This is a genomic window from Serratia liquefaciens ATCC 27592, assembly GCF_000422085.1.
Classification (GTDB): domain Bacteria; phylum Pseudomonadota; class Gammaproteobacteria; order Enterobacterales; family Enterobacteriaceae; genus Serratia; species Serratia liquefaciens.
Window position 1 is genome coordinate 3,559,642 of the sequence record NC_021741.1, and the last position, 16,963, is coordinate 3,576,604.

General features: G+C 56.2%; 18 protein-coding genes. 5 read left to right on the top strand and 13 right to left on the bottom strand.

The genetic code is table 11. The features are described 5' to 3' along the window. Positions 1-3: 3 nt before the first annotated feature. The gene (locus tag M495_RS16690; protein WP_020827855.1) at positions 4-498 is read right to left on the bottom strand and encodes a YfbU family protein; all 495 of its coding nucleotides are present in this window, start codon (positions 496-498) and stop codon (positions 4-6) included. Between the two features lie 146 nt (positions 499-644). Continuing rightward, positions 645-1,100 (bottom strand): terminus macrodomain insulation protein YfbV, encoded by a 456-nt coding sequence (yfbV, locus tag M495_RS16695; RefSeq protein ID WP_020827856.1) that lies wholly within the window; start codon positions 1,098-1,100, stop codon positions 645-647. 354 nt (positions 1,101-1,454) lie between these two features. On the opposite strand from yfbV, the gene ackA reads away from it, so the two are divergent. Continuing rightward, positions 1,455-2,657 carry an acetate kinase gene (gene ackA, locus M495_RS16700; protein ID WP_020827857.1) on the top strand — a complete coding sequence of 401 codons (1,203 nt, stop codon included), beginning with the start codon at positions 1,455-1,457 and terminating at the stop codon, positions 2,655-2,657. A gap of 74 nt (positions 2,658-2,731) precedes the next feature. Beyond that, entirely contained in the window at positions 2,732-4,894 is a 2,163-nt protein-coding gene (gene pta, locus M495_RS16705) for a phosphate acetyltransferase (protein WP_041415539.1), read from the top strand. 66 nt (positions 4,895-4,960) lie between these two features. Here the strand turns inward: pta and yfcD are convergent, their stop codons facing one another. Next, positions 4,961-5,518 carry an NUDIX hydrolase YfcD gene (gene yfcD, locus M495_RS16710; RefSeq protein ID WP_020827859.1) on the bottom strand — a complete coding sequence of 186 codons (558 nt, stop codon included), beginning with the start codon at positions 5,516-5,518 and terminating at the stop codon, positions 4,961-4,963. A 90-nt stretch (positions 5,519-5,608) separates the two neighbouring features. Beyond that, positions 5,609-6,160, bottom strand: a complete 552-nt coding sequence (gene yfcE, locus M495_RS16715; protein ID WP_020827860.1) for a phosphodiesterase — start codon at positions 6,158-6,160, stop codon at positions 5,609-5,611. Between the two features lie 259 nt (positions 6,161-6,419). On the opposite strand from yfcE, the gene yfcG reads away from it, so the two are divergent. The 3 genes from yfcG to M495_RS16730 all read left to right on the top strand — a co-directional run bounded on the left by yfcG (position 6,420) and on the right by M495_RS16730 (position 8,468). Continuing rightward, positions 6,420-7,049, top strand: coding sequence for a GSH-dependent disulfide bond oxidoreductase (yfcG, locus tag M495_RS16720; protein ID WP_020827861.1), 630 nt, complete (start codon positions 6,420-6,422; stop codon positions 7,047-7,049). A 104-nt stretch (positions 7,050-7,153) separates the two neighbouring features. Beyond that, a complete protein-coding gene (gene folX / locus M495_RS16725) occupies positions 7,154-7,525 on the top strand; it encodes a dihydroneopterin triphosphate 2'-epimerase (protein WP_012146035.1) in 372 nt (123 codons plus the stop codon). Between the two features lie 28 nt (positions 7,526-7,553). Continuing rightward, complete coding sequence (locus tag M495_RS16730) at positions 7,554-8,468, top strand: TIGR01777 family oxidoreductase (RefSeq protein ID WP_020827862.1); 915 nt, start codon at positions 7,554-7,556, stop codon at positions 8,466-8,468. Between the two features lie 41 nt (positions 8,469-8,509). On the opposite strand, the gene hisP is transcribed toward M495_RS16730, so the two are convergent. The 9 genes from hisP to folC all read right to left on the bottom strand — a co-directional run bounded on the left by hisP (position 8,510) and on the right by folC (position 16,872). Continuing rightward, positions 8,510-9,283: a histidine ABC transporter ATP-binding protein HisP gene (gene hisP, locus M495_RS16735; RefSeq protein ID WP_020827863.1), complete on the bottom strand. Its 774-nt coding sequence runs from the start codon at positions 9,281-9,283 to the stop codon at positions 8,510-8,512. Between the two features lie 18 nt (positions 9,284-9,301). Further along, on the bottom strand, positions 9,302-10,006 hold the full coding sequence (locus tag M495_RS16740; RefSeq protein ID WP_020827864.1) for an ABC transporter permease: 705 nt from the start codon (positions 10,004-10,006) through the stop codon (positions 9,302-9,304). Then, positions 10,003-10,689: a histidine ABC transporter permease HisQ gene (locus M495_RS16745; protein ID WP_020827865.1), complete on the bottom strand. Its 687-nt coding sequence runs from the start codon at positions 10,687-10,689 to the stop codon at positions 10,003-10,005. Before M495_RS16745 ends, M495_RS16740 begins: the two co-directional genes overlap by 4 nt. Before the next feature lie 85 nt (positions 10,690-10,774). Then, positions 10,775-11,557: a histidine ABC transporter substrate-binding protein HisJ gene (hisJ, locus tag M495_RS16750; protein ID WP_020827866.1), complete on the bottom strand. Its 783-nt coding sequence runs from the start codon at positions 11,555-11,557 to the stop codon at positions 10,775-10,777. 302 nt (positions 11,558-11,859) lie between these two features. Continuing rightward, on the bottom strand, positions 11,860-12,432 hold the full coding sequence (locus tag M495_RS16755) for a UbiX family flavin prenyltransferase (protein WP_020827867.1): 573 nt from the start codon (positions 12,430-12,432) through the stop codon (positions 11,860-11,862). Between the two features lie 131 nt (positions 12,433-12,563). Then, a complete protein-coding gene (gene purF, locus M495_RS16760; protein ID WP_020827868.1) occupies positions 12,564-14,081 on the bottom strand; it encodes an amidophosphoribosyltransferase in 1,518 nt (505 codons plus the stop codon). Between the two features lie 21 nt (positions 14,082-14,102). Beyond that, entirely contained in the window at positions 14,103-14,603 is a 501-nt protein-coding gene (gene cvpA / locus M495_RS16765) for a colicin V production protein (protein ID WP_020827869.1), read from the bottom strand. Between the two features lie 232 nt (positions 14,604-14,835). After that, on the bottom strand, positions 14,836-15,606 hold the full coding sequence (gene dedD, locus M495_RS16770) for a cell division protein DedD (protein ID WP_020827870.1): 771 nt from the start codon (positions 15,604-15,606) through the stop codon (positions 14,836-14,838). Continuing rightward, the gene (gene folC / locus M495_RS16775) at positions 15,607-16,872 is read right to left on the bottom strand and encodes a bifunctional tetrahydrofolate synthase/dihydrofolate synthase (protein WP_020827871.1); all 1,266 of its coding nucleotides are present in this window, start codon (positions 16,870-16,872) and stop codon (positions 15,607-15,609) included. Between the last annotated feature and the right edge of the window lie 91 nt (positions 16,873-16,963).

Here is a 16,963-nt window from a genome sequence, read left to right on the forward strand (position 1 = left end):
TAATCAGGCATTGATAATTTGCGCTATCTCAACGGCGCTCAAGTGATACTGGCGTGGACATGACAGCCAGATAGCCAGCATACGCTGGTACTTTTCCCACATTTTGGTTTGGGCGTTGAAGCCGTGGCTGCCGGAATCGAAATGAGTATAGCGCCCCTCGGTGTTAACCAGGAAACGCACGTAGCTCAGATGGCGCGCCTCGGTCGCGGCGTCAAAGCCGAGAAACGCCAGGCGGCGGGCTTCAATACCTTGTTTGTCTTTCAGATTGTCCCAGGAAACCTGCAGCGCGTGGTGCATTTCCATCACGTTGATAATGGTGCGGCACACGTCTTCGCTCATTTCGCCGAAGTCGCGATCCAGCTCGCGCATCTGCAGGCCAAAACCGCGTTCGATAATGGTCTGCAAGCGACGGTAACGTTCGGCGTTATCCGGGTCCAGCAGGGTCATCATCTTGTATTGGTTCGACAGGATCAGGCGTTGGGCGTGGGTCATTTCCATTATAATTTCCTCGATAAATTACTCATGGCGAAAGCATCGCACAGCGCAATATCACAGGAAATCACAACTCGCCGGTTCTTTGATTTGAACGGGGGTTATTGGCCTGAACGCTAAAATGGCCGCCGGCAATACGGCCATTTTTAGTGTTAAAGGTCATCCAGGAAGGTTTTATCCAGCTGCTTGAAGGCGCGCTTCAGCAGGTCTGCCAGCGACTGGTAGGTTGGCGTGCCTTCTACCGGCGCGACGGCCTGACCGGCTTCCGTCAGCTTGTTGCGTACCTCATGGAACCACTGCAGCAGCGTGGGCGGCAACGGGGTAACCGAACGACGGCCCAACCACCACAGACCCTGCATCGGCATGCTGCAGGCAAACAGTGCGGTGGCGATCGCCGGGCCCAGTTGGCCCCCCAGGGCAATCTGCCAGGTCAGGGTAAACACCGCCAGCGGCGGCATAAAGCGGACGGCAAAGCGGGTGGCACTCGCAACGCGATTCTCCGGAAAGACCGGAGCCAGACGTTTGTCTGACGGCCAGGTTTTCATGTAATGCTGCCCGCGCTGGAAGACCTGAAACCAGCTTACGGAACCGGACGGTTTGCTCGTCATCGCGTACCTCAACGTCACAAAGAAAAATAAGGGCACGGCCAACACATACTAAAAAATTTGAAGCTTTAAATTTATTTTGTGTTTGCCTCGGGCTATCGGTATCCTAGGCCGGCCTTTTGGCCGGTAGAAGATGACAATAATTCTGTCAACTTTTAGCCCTATAAAAATCAAGATTATTTAAACCGCAGAGAAATCATCGGTTTTTTCATCGTCATGTGGTTTGTGCAATTCACATGATGTTAATCATAAATGTCAACGGCATTATGCGCTACGCTTGTTGTCTGATTGACGATTAATTCACCACGTGTTTTGGTATTTCCTTTAACAACACGAACTATTTAAGTAGGTACTTCCATGTCGAGTAAGCTAGTACTGGTCCTGAACTGCGGCAGTTCTTCCCTGAAGTTCGCTATCATCGATGCTGTCAACGGTGAAGAACACCTCTCCGGCCTGGCCGAATGTTTCCACCTGCCTGAGGCTCGCCTCAAGTGGAAGATGGACGGCGCCAAACACGAAGCGGCTCTGGGTGCCGGCGCTGCGCACAGCGAAGCACTGAACTACATTGTTAATACTATTCTGGCACAAAAACCGGAGCTTTCTGCACAGCTGACCGCTATCGGTCACCGCATTGTGCACGGCGGCGAGAAGTTCACTTCTTCTGCCGTAATCAATGACGAAGTCTTGCAGGGTATCAAAGATTCGGTGCCATTTGCACCACTGCATAACCCAGCGCACCTGATCGGTATCGCTGAGGCATTGAAATCCTTCCCTAAACTGGCGGATAAAAACGTTGCCGTGTTCGACACCGCGTTCCACCAGACCATGCCGGAAGAATCCTACCTGTACGCCCTGCCGTACAGCCTGTACCGTGACCACAGCGTTCGTCGCTATGGCGCACACGGCACCAGCCACTTCTACGTAACTCAAGAAGCTGCGAAAGTGCTGAACAAGCCGGTTGAAGAAGTTAACCTGATCACCTGCCACCTGGGCAACGGCGGTTCCGTAACCGCAGTGCGCAACGGCAAATGCGTTGACACTTCTATGGGTCTGACCCCGCTGGAAGGCCTGGTCATGGGCACCCGCAGCGGTGACATCGATCCGGCGATCATCTTCCACCTGCACGACTCTCTGGGCATGAGCGTTGATCAAATCAACAAAATGCTGACCAAAGAATCCGGCCTGCTGGGCCTGACCGAAGTCACCAGCGACTGCCGTTACGTTGAAGACAACTACGCAACCAAAGCCGATGCAAAACGCGCTATGGACGTATTCTGCCACCGTCTGGCCAAGTATATCGGCGCTTACAGCGCACTGATGGACGGCCGTCTGGACGCGGTGATCTTCACCGGCGGCATCGGCGAAAACGCCGGTATGGTGCGTGAGCTGACCCTGGACAAACTGGGCCTGCTGGGCTTCGAGATTGACCACGAACGCAACATGGCCGCTCGCTTCGGTAAATCCGGCGCCATCACCAAAGACGGCAGCCGCCTGGCGCTGGTTATCCCGACCAACGAAGAGTTGGTCATCGCGCAAGACGCATCCCGTCTGACCGCGTAACGCTCTCCGACACCGTCAGCCCAGGCTGACGGTGCTGTTTTAGCCTCATGTTAATTCGTGAAGAGGACTATTCTGTGTCACGTACAATTATGTTGATCCCCACCGGCACCAGCGTCGGCCTGACCAGCGTCAGCCTGGGTGTCATCCGCTCCATGGAGCAAAAAGGCGTTAGCCTGAGCGTGTTCAAACCTATCGCTCAACCACGCACCGGCGGCGACTCGCTCGACCAGACCACCACCATCATCCGCAGCAGCAACTCCACCATCACGGCGGCCGAACCGCTGCGCATGAGCTACGTTGAAGGCCTGCTGAGCTCCAACCAGCAAGACGTGCTGATGGAAGAGATCGTGGCGCGCTATCACGAAAACACCAAAGACGCGGAAGTGGTGCTGATCGAAGGCCTGGTGCCGACCCGTAAACACCAGTTCGCCAACGCGCTCAACTATGAAATCGCCAAGACCCTGAATGCGGAAATCGTTTTTGTACTGGCACTGGGCAATGATTCCCCGGCTCAGTTGAAAGAGCGCATCGAGCTGGCTCGCAGCAGCTTCGGCGGCAGCAAGAACAAAAACATCACCGGCGTGATCATCAACAAGCTGAACGCCCCGGTTGACGAGCAGGGCCGCACCCGTCCTGACCTGTCCGAGATCTTCGACGACTCCACCAAGGCCAGCGTAACCAACGTTGACCCGGCGCAACTGTTCGCCAACAGCCCGCTGCCAGTGCTGGGCTGCGTGCCGTGGAGCTTCGACCTGATCGCGACCCGCGCTATCGACATGGCCCGTCACCTGAAGGCCACCGTGGTCAATGAAGGCGACATCATGACCCGTCGCGTGAAGTCTGTAACCTTCTGTGCGCGCAGCATTCCGCACATGCTGGAACACTTCCGTCCGGGTTCACTGCTGGTCACCTCGGCAGACCGTCCTGACGTGCTGGTTTCTGCCTGTCTGGCCGCGATGAACGGCGTGGAAATCGGCGCAGTGCTGCTGACCGGCGGCTACGCTATCGACGAGCCAATCAGAAAGCTGTGTGAACGTGCATTCCAAACCGGCCTGCCGGTCTTTATGGTCGAAACCAACACCTGGCAGACCTCGCTGAGCCTGCAAAGCTTCAACCTCGAAGTGCCGGCGGACGACCACCAGCGCATCGAGAAAGTGCAGAACTACGTGGCTAGCCACATCAACGCCGAATGGATCGAGTCACTGACTGCGACCTCCGAGCGTTCGCGTCGCCTGTCTCCACCGGCGTTCCGCTATGAGCTGACCGAGCTGGCACGTAAAGCCGGCAAACGCATCGTGCTGCCGGAAGGCGACGAGCCGCGTACCGTGAAAGCGGCGGCTATCTGCGCCGAACGTGGTATCGCTGAGTGCGTGCTGCTGGGCAACCCGGAAGAGATCCAGCGCGTTGCCGCTGCGCAAGGCGTTGAGCTCGGCAAAGGCATCGAGATTGTTGATCCGGTCGCCGTGCGCGAGCAGTACGTTCCACGTCTGGTTGAGCTGCGTAAGAGCAAGGGCATGACCGAAGTGGTTGCGCGCGAGCAACTGGAAGATAACGTGGTTCTCGGCACCCTGATGCTGGAGAAAGGCGAAGTCGACGGCCTGGTTTCAGGTGCGGTTCACACCACCGCCAACACCATCCGTCCACCGCTGCAGCTGATCAAAACGGCACCGGGCAGCTCGCTGGTGTCCTCCGTGTTCTTCATGCTGCTGCCTGACCAGGTTCTGGTCTACGGCGACTGTGCGATCAACCCGGACCCAACCGCTGAACAGCTGTCTGAAATCGCGATCCAGTCGGCAGACTCCGCTGCGGCCTTCGGTATCGAACCACGCGTTGCCATGATTTCCTACTCCACCGGCAATTCCGGCGCGGGTAGCGACGTTGAGAAAGTGCGTGAAGCGACCCGTCTGGCGCAGGAAAAACGTCCTGACCTGATCATCGACGGCCCACTGCAGTACGACGCCGCCATCATGGCCGACGTCGCCAAGTCCAAAGCGCCAAACTCTCCGGTTGCAGGCCAGGCTACCGTGTTCATCTTCCCAGACCTGAACACCGGTAACACCACCTACAAAGCGGTACAGCGTTCTGCTGACCTGGTGTCCATCGGGCCAATGCTGCAAGGCATGCGCAAGCCGGTGAACGACCTGTCACGTGGCGCACTGGTAGACGACATCGTTTATACCGTCGCCCTGACCGCCATTCAGTCTTCCCAGGCTGATGCAGCAGCAGTCAAAGCCTGATAATCCCCGAATTATCAGATAAAAAAAACCGGTCAATTGACCGGTTTTTTTATTTGCGCGAACGCATCAGGCATTTTCATCGCTATCGCGCAATGGCTTGCCATAGGCCTGTTCGTTGTTGCGCGTCAGCCATAGCGACAGCGCTTTTAACGAGTCCGGCGTGAATTCGTCGCAGCGGGCGGTGATTTCTTCCGGCGTCAGCCAGCTAACCTCAACCACTTCTTCTTCCTGCAGTGCAAAGGGGCCATGCGAGACACAGCTGAACAGCGCCCCCCACACCCGGCACTGCTCTTCTTCAAAGTAGAACAGCCCGTGCTCGGCAAAAGGCACGCCGGCAATGCCCAGTTCCTCTTCCGCCTCGCGGCGAGCGGAGTCCAGCACGTTCTCCCCGCTTTGCACTACGCCACCGGCAGTGGCGTCCAGCCAACCCGGATAGAAATCTTTAATGTCGGTGCGACGCTGCACCAGAATTTTTCCCATTCCATCATGCACCACAATATAGGTAGCACGATGACGCAGCCGTTGAGCACGCATCTGTTGGCGACTGGATTGAGCAATCACTTCATTTTGCTCGTTGACGATATCAACCCACTCGGTATCTGCAGCCTGACCCTGTTCCGCCATCCTCTAAAACCTTCTATTTTGGCGCGATGCATCCCGCGCACTGGTTAATCAATGAGTGTTTTTCAAAGATTTTTATTGTGTGTGTATAAATTAGTGCGTTAATGCCACCTCTGCAACAGCCTTGCCGCCGTCCAAAGTGACCACACTTAAAATGCCGTCCTCCAGTATGCCATAGCTGGCGGGAAAGCCCCCTTTCGGAATGCTGACCGACCCTGGATTAAAGCAGTAAATTTCGCCCTGCCGTTCCGCCTGCGGTAAATGGCTGTGCCCGTAGACCAGCACATCACCGGCAGATAACGGCGGCAGTGCGGAAGGATGATAAAGGTGTCCGTGGGTTAAAAACAATCGTCTTTTTTGCAATAGCACCTGCTGCCAAGACGCGGTGATGGGAAATGACAATAACATCTGATCAACTTCACTGTCACAGTTGCCGCGAACGGCGATGATCTTGTCGCTATAGCGATTCAATTGTTCAGCAACCTGCGCCGGTTGATAGCCCGCTGGCAACGCATTTCGCGGCCCGTGATTCAGCAAATCACCCAGCAGGATCAGCCAGTCGGCACCGCTTTGCTCAAAACGTTCCAGCACGCTTTCGGTGGCGGGTAGCGAACCGTGTATATCAGAGGCGAATATCAGCTTCATAACCTTTCCTTTGGCAGGGAAATAACGGCTATTTTATCGCAGTGGCCAGCGACGGCAAGGCTGCCGAGGAAGCGATTCCTGAAGACCCGGAATTGTGATGCATGTTGTAGAGATAGCATCAGACGAATCTCACATAGCCTGCTATTCTTAGCTGCTATTGTTGGTAACCCTATAGAAAGATCTCTGATATACCTTTGTGCGCGGCGAAGACCGCAACAACGTGTAATGACTTACAGATCACCTTACCGCAGGAGGCAACATGATTGACCTGTATTACGCGCCTACTCCCAATGGTCACAAAATTACCCTGTTTCTGGAGGAGGTTGGCTTACCCTACCGTATCCATCGCGTAAATATCAGCGCCGGCGACCAGTTCAAGCCGGATTTTCTGAGCATTTCACCCAACAACAAAATTCCGGCCATCGTCGACCAGCAGCCGGTTGATGGCGGTGCGCCGATCAGCCTGTTCGAATCCGGCGAAATCCTGCTGTATCTGGCGGAGAAAACCGGCAAATTGCTGAGCAAAGGCCTGCGCGAGCGTGCCGCTACGCTACAGTGGCTGTTCTGGCAAGTCGCGGGCTTTGGGCCGATGCTCGGGCAAAACCATCACTTTAACCATTACGCGCCGCAGCCGGTGCCCTACGCCATCGAACGCTACCATCTGGAAACCAAGCGTCTGTATGCCGTGTTGGAAGCCGAGCTGCAAAAACACCCGTACCTGGGCGGCGACAACTACAGCATCGCTGATATTGCGACTTACCCCTGGGTGGTGTCTCACCCACGCCAGCGCATCGATCTGGCGGATTACCCGGCGGTACGCAACTGGTTTGAACGCATCAGCAACCGTCCCGCTACCGCACGCGCCTACAAGCTGGCCGAACAGGGCTAAATTTCCCGCTCCCCGACCCGCGGGGAGTTTCCTTTAGCTCGTTATCTTTTCCTTACTTTCCGTGTATTCTGAGCGGCAATAATCAGACCTGTGGAGATCTTCTGATGTCATTCAGTCAACCCGACGCCATTATTCGTATAAAAAACCTGCGGTTGCGTACTTTCATCGGTATCAAGGAAGAAGAAATTAACAATCGTCAGGACATCCTGATTAACGTAGTGATCCACTACCCGGCGGATAAAGCGCGCGACAGTGAAAATATCGACGACGCGCTCAATTACCGCACCATCACCAAAGCCATCATCCGCCATGTGGAAGATAACCGCTTCGCCCTGCTGGAAAAATTAACTCAGGATGTGCTCGATATCGTGAAACAACATGCCTGGGTAACCTATGCTGAAGTAGAGATAGATAAACTACTGGCCCTGCGCTACGCCGACTCGGTTTCGATGACCATGAGCTATCGCCGGGCCTGAAAACCACCTGTTTCAGGGAGAATCGACCATGCGGATCCTGATCACCGGCGCCACAGGATTGATAGGGAGCAGCCTGACGCGGCGGCTGTTGGGCCTTTCTCACCAAGTCACGGTGCTGAGCCGTAACGTGCCCCACGCTCGTGAGCGCTTCGGTGAACAGGTCAGCTACTGGTCAACGTTGCAGGATCAGCCTTCGCTCGATGGCTTTGACGCCGTGATCAACCTGGCCGGCGAGCCGATCGCCGACAAGCGCTGGAGTAAGGCGCAGAAAGAACGCCTGTGCCACAGCCGTTGGGATCTGACCGAGCAGTTGGTGAAATTGATTAACGCCGGCAGTACCCCGCCCAGCGTGCTGATTTCCGGTTCCGCGACCGGTTATTACGGCGATCAGGGCCAGGCGGTGGTCACCGAAGACGAAGCGCCGCATGACGAGTTCACCCATCAACTGTGTCAACGTTGGGAATCGTTGGCGTTGCAGGCGCAAAGCGATGCCACCCGCGTCTGTCTGCTGCGCACCGGCGTAGTGCTGGCGGCAAAAGGCGGCGCGCTGGCGAAGATGCTGCCGCTGTTCCGCTTCGGTCTGGGCGGGCCCATCGGCAGTGGCCGTCAATACCTGCCGTGGATCCACCTGGACGACATGGTCAATGGCATTATCTATTTGCTGGATCACCAGACCCTGCAAGGCCCTTTCAATATGGTTGCCCCCTACCCGGTCCACAACGAGCAGTTTGCCGCTCAGTTGGCCAACGTGCTCGATCGACCGGCATTTTTGCGCGTACCGGCATTCGCCATGCATTTATTGATGGGGGAAGCGGCAGTGTTGGTCTTGGGTGGGCAACGTGCGGTGCCGAAACGGCTGGAAGAGGCAGGCTTCAGCTTCCGCTTTCTGGAGCTGGAGCAGGCGCTGGATGATGTGATCAATCAGCGGGACCCAGTCCGCTGAGGAAGTTATCGGGGCCAGAAAAATCCGGCCCCGACAATCGATTATTTTAATGCGCCGGAAAGAAACTGCTGCAAACGCGGGCTTTTCGGATTGCCAAACAGTTCGGCCGGTGGCCCCTGCTCTTCAATCAGCCCTTTGTGCAGGAAAATCACGTGGCTGGACACGTGGCGAGCAAACTCCATCTCGTGCGTCACCACCACCATGGTTTTCCCCTCTTCCGCCAGCTTTTGCATGATGCGCAGCACTTCCCCTACCAGTTCCGGATCCAGCGCCGACGTCGGTTCATCAAACAGTAAAACTTCCGGCTCCATCGCCAACGCCCGGGCGATCGACACGCGCTGCTGCTGCCCGCCGGACAGGTGCACCGGGTATTTGCCGCGGGCACGTTCATCGATGCCGACCTTATCCAGATAGCGTATCGCGCGCTCACGCGCCTCGGTCTTGCTCAACCCCAGCACCTGCACCGGTGCTTCCATCACGTTCTCCAGCACCGTCATGTGGCTCCACAGGTTGAAGTGCTGAAACACCATGGTCAGGCGGGTACGCAGCAGCTGCAGCTGTTTCTTGTCGAACACCTTAAGCTGCCCGTCCTTGTCGCGCACCATGCGGATATCTTCATTGTTCAGGCTAATGGACCCTTCACTCGGCTTTTCCAGGAAGTTAATGCAGCGTAAAAAGGTACTTTTACCGGACCCGGAAGAGCCGATGATGCTAATCACATCCCCTGCGTTAGCCGCCAGCGATACGCCTTTCAACACTTCGTGTTCGCCATAGCGCTTATGCAGTTCGGTGACGGCTAATTTATTCTCAGACATAGTGTGTTCCCGTCATTATCAGTGATTAACGTGTGCCATCCAGCGCTTTTCCGCCTTGCGGAACAGGCTGATTAACCCGTAGGAGATAATCAGATACAGCACCGCCGCAATGCCGAAGGCATAAAACGGTTGATAGGTCGCCGCATTGATGTCACGCGCTATCTTCAGCAGATCCGGCACGGTGGCGGTAAACGCCAGCGCGGTAGAGTGCAACATCAGGATCACTTCGTTGCTGTAGGCCGGCAACGCGGTGCGCAGCGCGGAAGGTAAAATGATGCAGCGATACATTTTAAAGCGTGAGAAACCATAGGCATTGGCTGCCTCGATTTCACCATGCGGTACCGCGCGAATAGCCCCGGCGAAGATTTCGGTGGTATAGGCACAGGTGTTCAGCGTCAGCGCCAAAATGGTGCAGTTGAGCCCGCTGCGGAAGAAGGCGTTGAGGAAGTCCGTACCACGCACGATTTCCAGGCTGTACATGCCGGAGTAGAACACCAGCAATTGCACATACAACGGCGTGCCGCGGAAAATGTAGGTATACAGCCATACCGGGAAACGCACCCAGCTGATGGAGGAAACGCGCGCCACCGCCATTGGGATCGCCAGCAAACCGCCCATCACCACCGAGGAGATCAGCAACCACAGCGTGACCGCCACGCCGGTAAAGCGATAACCGTCGCTCCACAACAACGACTGCCAATACTGTTGCAAAATTTCGATCATAGCTCAGCCCTCCGGACGCCGAGGGAATAACGCCGTTCAAGCCACAACAGCACGCCATTGGACACGGTGGTGAAGACCAGATAAACCACTCCTGCCACGATCGCAAAGAAGAACGGCTGATAGGTGCCTTTACCGGCCAGCTGGGTGGCCTTCACCACGTCGTTCAGGCCCAGAATTGACACCAGCGCCGTCGCCTTCAGGATCACCTGCCAGTTATTGCCGATGCCCGGCAGGGCAAAACGCATCATGGCAGGGAACAGAATGCGGCGGAATATTTGCGAACCGGAAAAACCGTAGGCGGTGGCCGCTTCTATCTGCCCTTTCGGCACCGCCAAAAAGGCCCCACGAAAAGTCTCAGTGAAATAGGCACCGTAGATAAACCCGAGGGTGATGATCCCCGCGCTGAGCGGATCAATATCGATTTGCGAAAAACCAAGCAGTTCGGTGATGTTGTTAAGTGCAATTTGCAGGCCGTAGAAAATCAGCAGCATCAGTACCAGATCGGGTACGCCACGGATCAGCGTGGTATAAGCGCCAAACAGCGTGGAAAGCAGGCGGTTATGGGAAAGCTTGCCACCGGCGCCGATCAAACCAATCACCACCGCCAGCAGTACGGAACTGAGGGCCAGCTCCAGCGTCACCAGAGCGCCCTCAAATATCAATTGGGAGTAGCCTTGCAGCATTTACTTCACCCTGTCGTCATAGGATCCCGAACCATCGGGGCCGGCAGACCGGCCCCGTAGTCACAACATGGAAGGGTATGCGGCATTAACCGCCGTAGACGTCAAAGTCGAAGTATTTCTTCGCAAACTTGTCGTAGGTGCCGTCTTTGCGCATTTCGGCAAAGGCCTTATCCAGCGCCGCCTTGAGCTCGGTATCGGTCTTGCGCAGGCCCATGCCGGTGCCTACGCCAAAGAATTTGTCATCCTTCACCGATTCGCCGGCGAAAGCGTAATCCTTGCCTGGAGGCTGTTTCAGGAAGCCATCACTCCCTGCGACTTCATCCTGGAAGGCGGCATCGATACGGCCGGATGCCAGGTCGGCGTAGACCAAATCCTGGTTCTGATAAGGCACAACGGTGATGCCCTTAGGTTGCCACATGGCGTTGGCATAGGCTTCCTGAGTGGTGCCCTGCAGCACGCCGACGCTCTTGCCTTTCAGCGCATCCACGGTAGGCAACAGTTTCGACCCTTTCGGCGCGATCAGGCGGGCGTTAGCGGCATACAGCTTGTCGGTAAAGGCAATTTCCTGCTGGCGTTTTTCGGTGATCGACAAAGAAGAGATGATGGCGTCAATTTTCTTCGCCTTCAGGGAAGGGATCAGCGCGTCAAAATCGCTTTCCACAAAGGTACATTGGGTATTTATGCGTTTGCACAGCTCTTTGGCCAGATCGATATCAAAGCCGACCAGCTCACCTTTGGCATTTTTGGACTCAAAGGGTGCATAGGTCGGATCGGTACCTATCTTCAAGGTCGATGGTACGGCGGCAAATGCGCTGCTTGCCGCGCTTAAAGCCAAGACTAAAGGAAGAACCTTAACCAGCTTTTTCATAAATTACCCTCAAATTGATTTTTTCGATGCCACTGCGGGCATTATTTTTCCACCAAATCAATTTGCAGTAATCGTGCCACATTGGTTGCTGTAGGCGGAGGGAACGGCTCCGACCTTCACAAAACTGTTTCCTGGGACGATAACCGCAAAATTAAATCGGCCTGGCTGGGCCGCGCCACGGGCAATGGAGAAATACCAGCGCCTTGAAACAGTGAACGTGATGAAGTGGGATCATTATGGTGCAGGTGCCGCCCTAATTCAGTGCGGTGTTGCACAAATGTGCCAAATTGGAGAGAAATTTGTTAATTGGCACCTTGCCAGCGGGAAAATAAATCTTTGGGTAATTCAATATCGAACTGATCGACCACCCGGTTCACCGTTTGGTCGATGATGTCTTCTACGCTTTCGGGGCGGTGATAAAACGCCGGCACCGGCGGCATAATGACGGCCCCCATTTCTGCCGCTTGAGTCATCAGGCGCAGGTGGCCCACGTGCAGCGGAGTTTCACGCACGCACAGCACCAACCGGCGACGCTCTTTCAGCACCACGTCAGCGGCGCGCGTCAGCAGACCATCGCTGTAGCTGTTGGCGATACCGGACAACGTTTTGATTGAGCAAGGTAAAATCACCATCCCGATAGTTTTGAACGATCCGGAAGAGATGCTGGCGCCAATATCGCGCGAGTCATGTACCACATCGGCCAGCGCCTGCACTTCGCGCAGGCTGAGTGCGGTTTCCAGCGACAGCGTTTGTCGCGCTGCATTACTCATCACCAAATGGGTTTCCACCTCTGCGACGTCACGCAATACCTGCAGCAGGCGCACGCCGTAGATAGCGCCGCTGGCGCCGGAAATACCGATGATGATTCGTTTCATAAAGCTGGCCTCTGCCACGGAAAAAATAGGATCAGGCAGACTTTGCCGCAATGGCGCTATATAAGCAAGTCAGGCGGGAATAATGCACCGCAGCGACCGCCGCGGTGCACCATTTTGGTCAGTGCGAAGGCTTAACCTTCGTTGTGCATTTCCAGATTTTCCGCTTCGGTCTGGCTACGCATTTCTTTGGCGTCGTCATTGCGCAGCGATTCCAGATACTCGAGGTAGCTCTGGTCGACGTCTTTGGTGACGTAGATACCGTTGAATACCGAGCATTCGAACTGGCTGATGTCCGGGTTCTCTTCACGCACCGCTTCAATCAGATCGTCCAGATTCTGGAAGATCAAACCGTCGGCGCCGATGATCTGGCGGATTTCATCCACTTCACGGCCGTGGGCAATCAGTTCGTTGGCGCTTGGCATGTCGATGCCGTACACGTTGGGGAAACGAATCTCCGGCGCTGCGGAAGCCAGATAAACACGCTTCGCCCCGGCGTCGCGCGCCATTTCCACGATCTGTTCAGACGTGGTACCGCGCACGATGGAGTCGTCCACCAGCAGCACGTTCTTGTCGCGGAATTCGGCGCGGTTGGCATTCAGCTTGCGGCGTACCGATTGGCGACGCGCCTGCTGGCCAGGCATGATGAAGGTACGGCCGACGTAGCGGTTCTTCACAAAGCCCTGACGATACGGCTTGTCCAGGATACGGGCGATTTCCAACGCGATATCACAGGAGGTTTCCGGGATCGGGATCACCACGTCGATGTCCAAATCTTCCCATTCGCGGGCAATTTTCTCACCCAGCTTCTGCCCCATGCGCACGCGGGCGCTGTAGACCGAGATCTTGTCCATAAAGGAGTCTGGACGGGCGAAGTAAACGTATTCGAACAGGCACGGGTTGGTTTTTGGGTTCTCTGCACACTGACGAGTGAACAGTTGGCCCTTGTCGGTGATGTACACCGCTTCCCCAGGCGCCACATCGCGCAGGAACTCGAAGCCCAGCGTATCCAACGCCACGCTCTCGGAAGCCACCATATACTCGTTGCGGCCGTCTTCAAGCGTGCGTTTGCCAATCACCAGCGGGCGGATGCCGTTAGGGTCACGGAACGCCAGCAGGCCATGGCCGATGATCATCGCGACGCAGGCGTAAGCGCCGCGCAGCTGCTGGTGCATGGCGGCAACGGCGGTGAATACGTTGTCGGACTCCAGCGGATAGTGTTGGAAACGGTCCAGCTCGCTGGCCAGCACGTTCAGCAAAATCTCGGAATCGGAGGTGGTGTTGACATGGCGGCGACCGCTTTCAAACAGCGTTTGACGCAGTTCATGGGCGTTGGTCAGGTTGCCGTTGTGTGCCAGCGTAATGCCGAACGGTGAGTTTACATAGAAAGGTTGAGCCTCTGAGGCACTGGAGCTGCCAGCCGTCGGGTAGCGCACATGGCCAATACCCATGTTGCCCTGCAAGCGCTGCATATGGCGTGCCTCGAACACATCCTTCACCAGACCGTTTGCCTTACGCAGACGGAACCCGTTATGGGCATCGATGGTGACGATGCCTGCGGCATCCTGGCCACGGTGCTGTAGCACCGTCAACGCATCATAAATCGACTGGTTTACCGGCATAAAACCGGCGATACCGACAATACCGCACATGTTGTCTTTTCCTCATCAGCGCTACCGCCCCGGTAAATGGGTCGGTAAGAAACTCGACGTGCTCTGCAGGTAGTCAAAGAACCACCTGATGATGTAACTGAACTGGGGAATAAGCTGCGACTGTTTCCAGTCTGCGCTTTGTGAAAAGCCGGTAAAGGTATCCAGGAAAAACAGTATCGCCGAAACGATTAACACGCCGCGCAGTGCGCCGAAACAGACGCCCAGCACCCGGTCGGTGCCTGATAACCCGGTTTTCTCTACCAGTGAGCTAATCACATAGTTAACAATAGCTCCTACGATCAGGGTCGCGATAAACAAGATGGCAATCGCGATGCCGTTTCGCACCAGTTCATCTTCAAAACGAGTGAAGTAGACCGCAAGGTAAGAGTAGAAATGGCTGGCAACAAAAAACGCACATCCCCATGTCACAAGTGACAATGCTTCGCGAACAAACCCTCGGATCAGGCTAACCAGAGCCGAAAATCCAATCACCGCTATAATGACGTAATCAATCCAGACCATGAACTATTCCAATGATGAATCGCCCCTGCATCCAATTCGCGGCGAATTCTAACAGAAAAAGAAAACGTTTGCGTAGGGGTTTTCCTACCACGTTACAAATAAAAAGCGGCGATAAAAAAATTCCCAATCGCCGCGCCTACATAGGCCATTTCAGCTACGAAAGGCACAGTTTTTTTAATGATTATACCGTCATCTTTCGGTTCCGGGGCACAGCATGCTGTGCCCCCTGCGCTTAACGTACGCCGTACGGCTTCACCTGACCGCTCAAGCCGCTGATAGAATTCAGCGCGGGCAGCGAAGACTGCAGTTTCTGTTTCGAGGCGTCTGGCCCGACATAAATCCGGGTGATCTGCCCCTGTACCGGCGTTGACGGCACGGTAAAGGCACGATAGCCGGACAACCTCAGCGACGCCACCACCTCATTAACCTTGGCGGCGTTCTTCAGCGCCCCGAGCTGCACCACATATGCCTGCCCTGCCGGCGCTTTCTCTTCCGCCGGTTTCTGCACGGGTGCAGGTTCAGGCTTCGGTGTCGGTGTCGGCGTAGGCTCCGGTTTCGGCTCTGGCTTAGGTTCAGGTTTCACCACCGGCTTCACTTCCACCGGTTTCGGCTGCTGCACCGGTTTTGGTTTCACTTCCACTGGCTTGGTCTCAACCGGTTTCGGTTTCGGCTGCTGTACCGGTCGGGTTTCAACCGGCGGCGGCGTAACCTGGGTCGGCTGCTGAGCCGGCTGGCGGATGGCCTGTTGCGTCGCCGCTTCATTGGCGGCCTGCTGCTCCACCATCGCGCCCGCGCCTTCCGGCGGTTGGGCCGGCAGCGTCTGGCTTACCGGCGGCACCACGTCGTTTTCTTCCACATCACCGGCCTTCGGCACCAAAGGGATGGCGGCGAACTCGTCCTCATAATGTTTCTTTTTACCGTCCAGCAGCCCTGGCAGGATAATCACCCCCAGCGCAACCAAAATGACGGTACCGACCAATCGGTTTTGAAATTTACTTGCCACTCACACTCCCCGCATCTCGTCTAACGCCGCCATTACCTGTGCAACGGTGTGGAACGATCCACAGACGATCACAATATCCTGAATATCAGCGTCCTGCATAGCCTGACGCCAGGCAGTTTCGACATCGGCGAACTGCCGCGGTTCCGTCAAATGTTGTGCCAACTGCTCGGCGCTGGCACCGCGCGGCCCTTCCAGCGGCGCACAATACCACTCATCGACCTGCTCACTCAGACAGGCCAGCGTACCGGCGATGTCTTTGTCCGACAGCATGCCCACCACCGCGCGCACTTTACCGCCATTGCGCGGCAACGTCGCCAGACGCCCGGCCAGATAACCGGCTGCGTGTGGGTTATGCGCGACATCGAGGATCAACATCGGATCGCGGCGCACAATCTGGAAGCGCCCAGGCAACGTCGCCTGCTGCAGACCGGCGAAGATCGCACGTTCATCGATTTCCAGCGCAGAAAAATGCAGCGCCGCCAACGCCGTCGCGGCATTCGCCAGCGGCACATTTGGCATCGGCAAGTCGGTCAGCAAGGTGCCACCGCCCTCCCACTGCCAGCGTTCGCCCTGTTCGCTGAAGGTCCAGGCGTCGCCGCGACGATACAGCTGCGCCCCCAGCGTATCCGCCACCTGCTGAATGGTCGCCGGCATATCCGGTTCCCCCACCACCGCAGGTTTACCACCACGGAAAATACCGGCCTTTTCGCGGCCAATGCTTTCGCGATCGCTGCCCAGCCAGTCGGTATGATCCAGCGCGATGCTGGTTACCACCGCCACGCTCGGATCGACGATATTGGTTGCGTCCAGGCGGCCGCCCAGGCCCACTTCCAGGATCACCACGTCAAGCTTAGCCTGTTTGAACAGCTGCAACGCCGACAGGGTGCCAAATTCGAAGTAAGTCAGTGAGGTTTCGCCCCGGCCCGCTTCAATGGCGGCAAACGAACGGCTGTGTTCGGCCTCGCTCAGCTCATCGCCTTGAATGCGCACACGCTCGGTGTAGCGCACCAGGTGCGGCGAGCTATAAACGCCGACGCGCAGACCGGCCGCCATCAAAATGGCTTCCAGGGTGCGACAGGTGGTGCCTTTGCCGTTGGTACCGGCAACGGTGAACACCGTCGGTGCAGGGGTGAGTAAATCAAGATGCGCTGCAACGCGCTGTACGCGTTCCAGGCCGAGTTCGATCGCCTGGCTGTGCAGACGCTCAAGATAGAAAAGCCACGAGCTCAATGGCGACGTGGCTTGGGGAATTTGGTGGTTTTGCATGAGTCCCGTCACTGAACTTGGGTTCATTAATCCATCAGGGCACCACCCTCACCGCGGTAAAGGCGATGCTCTGCATGATACCCGTTGTCTT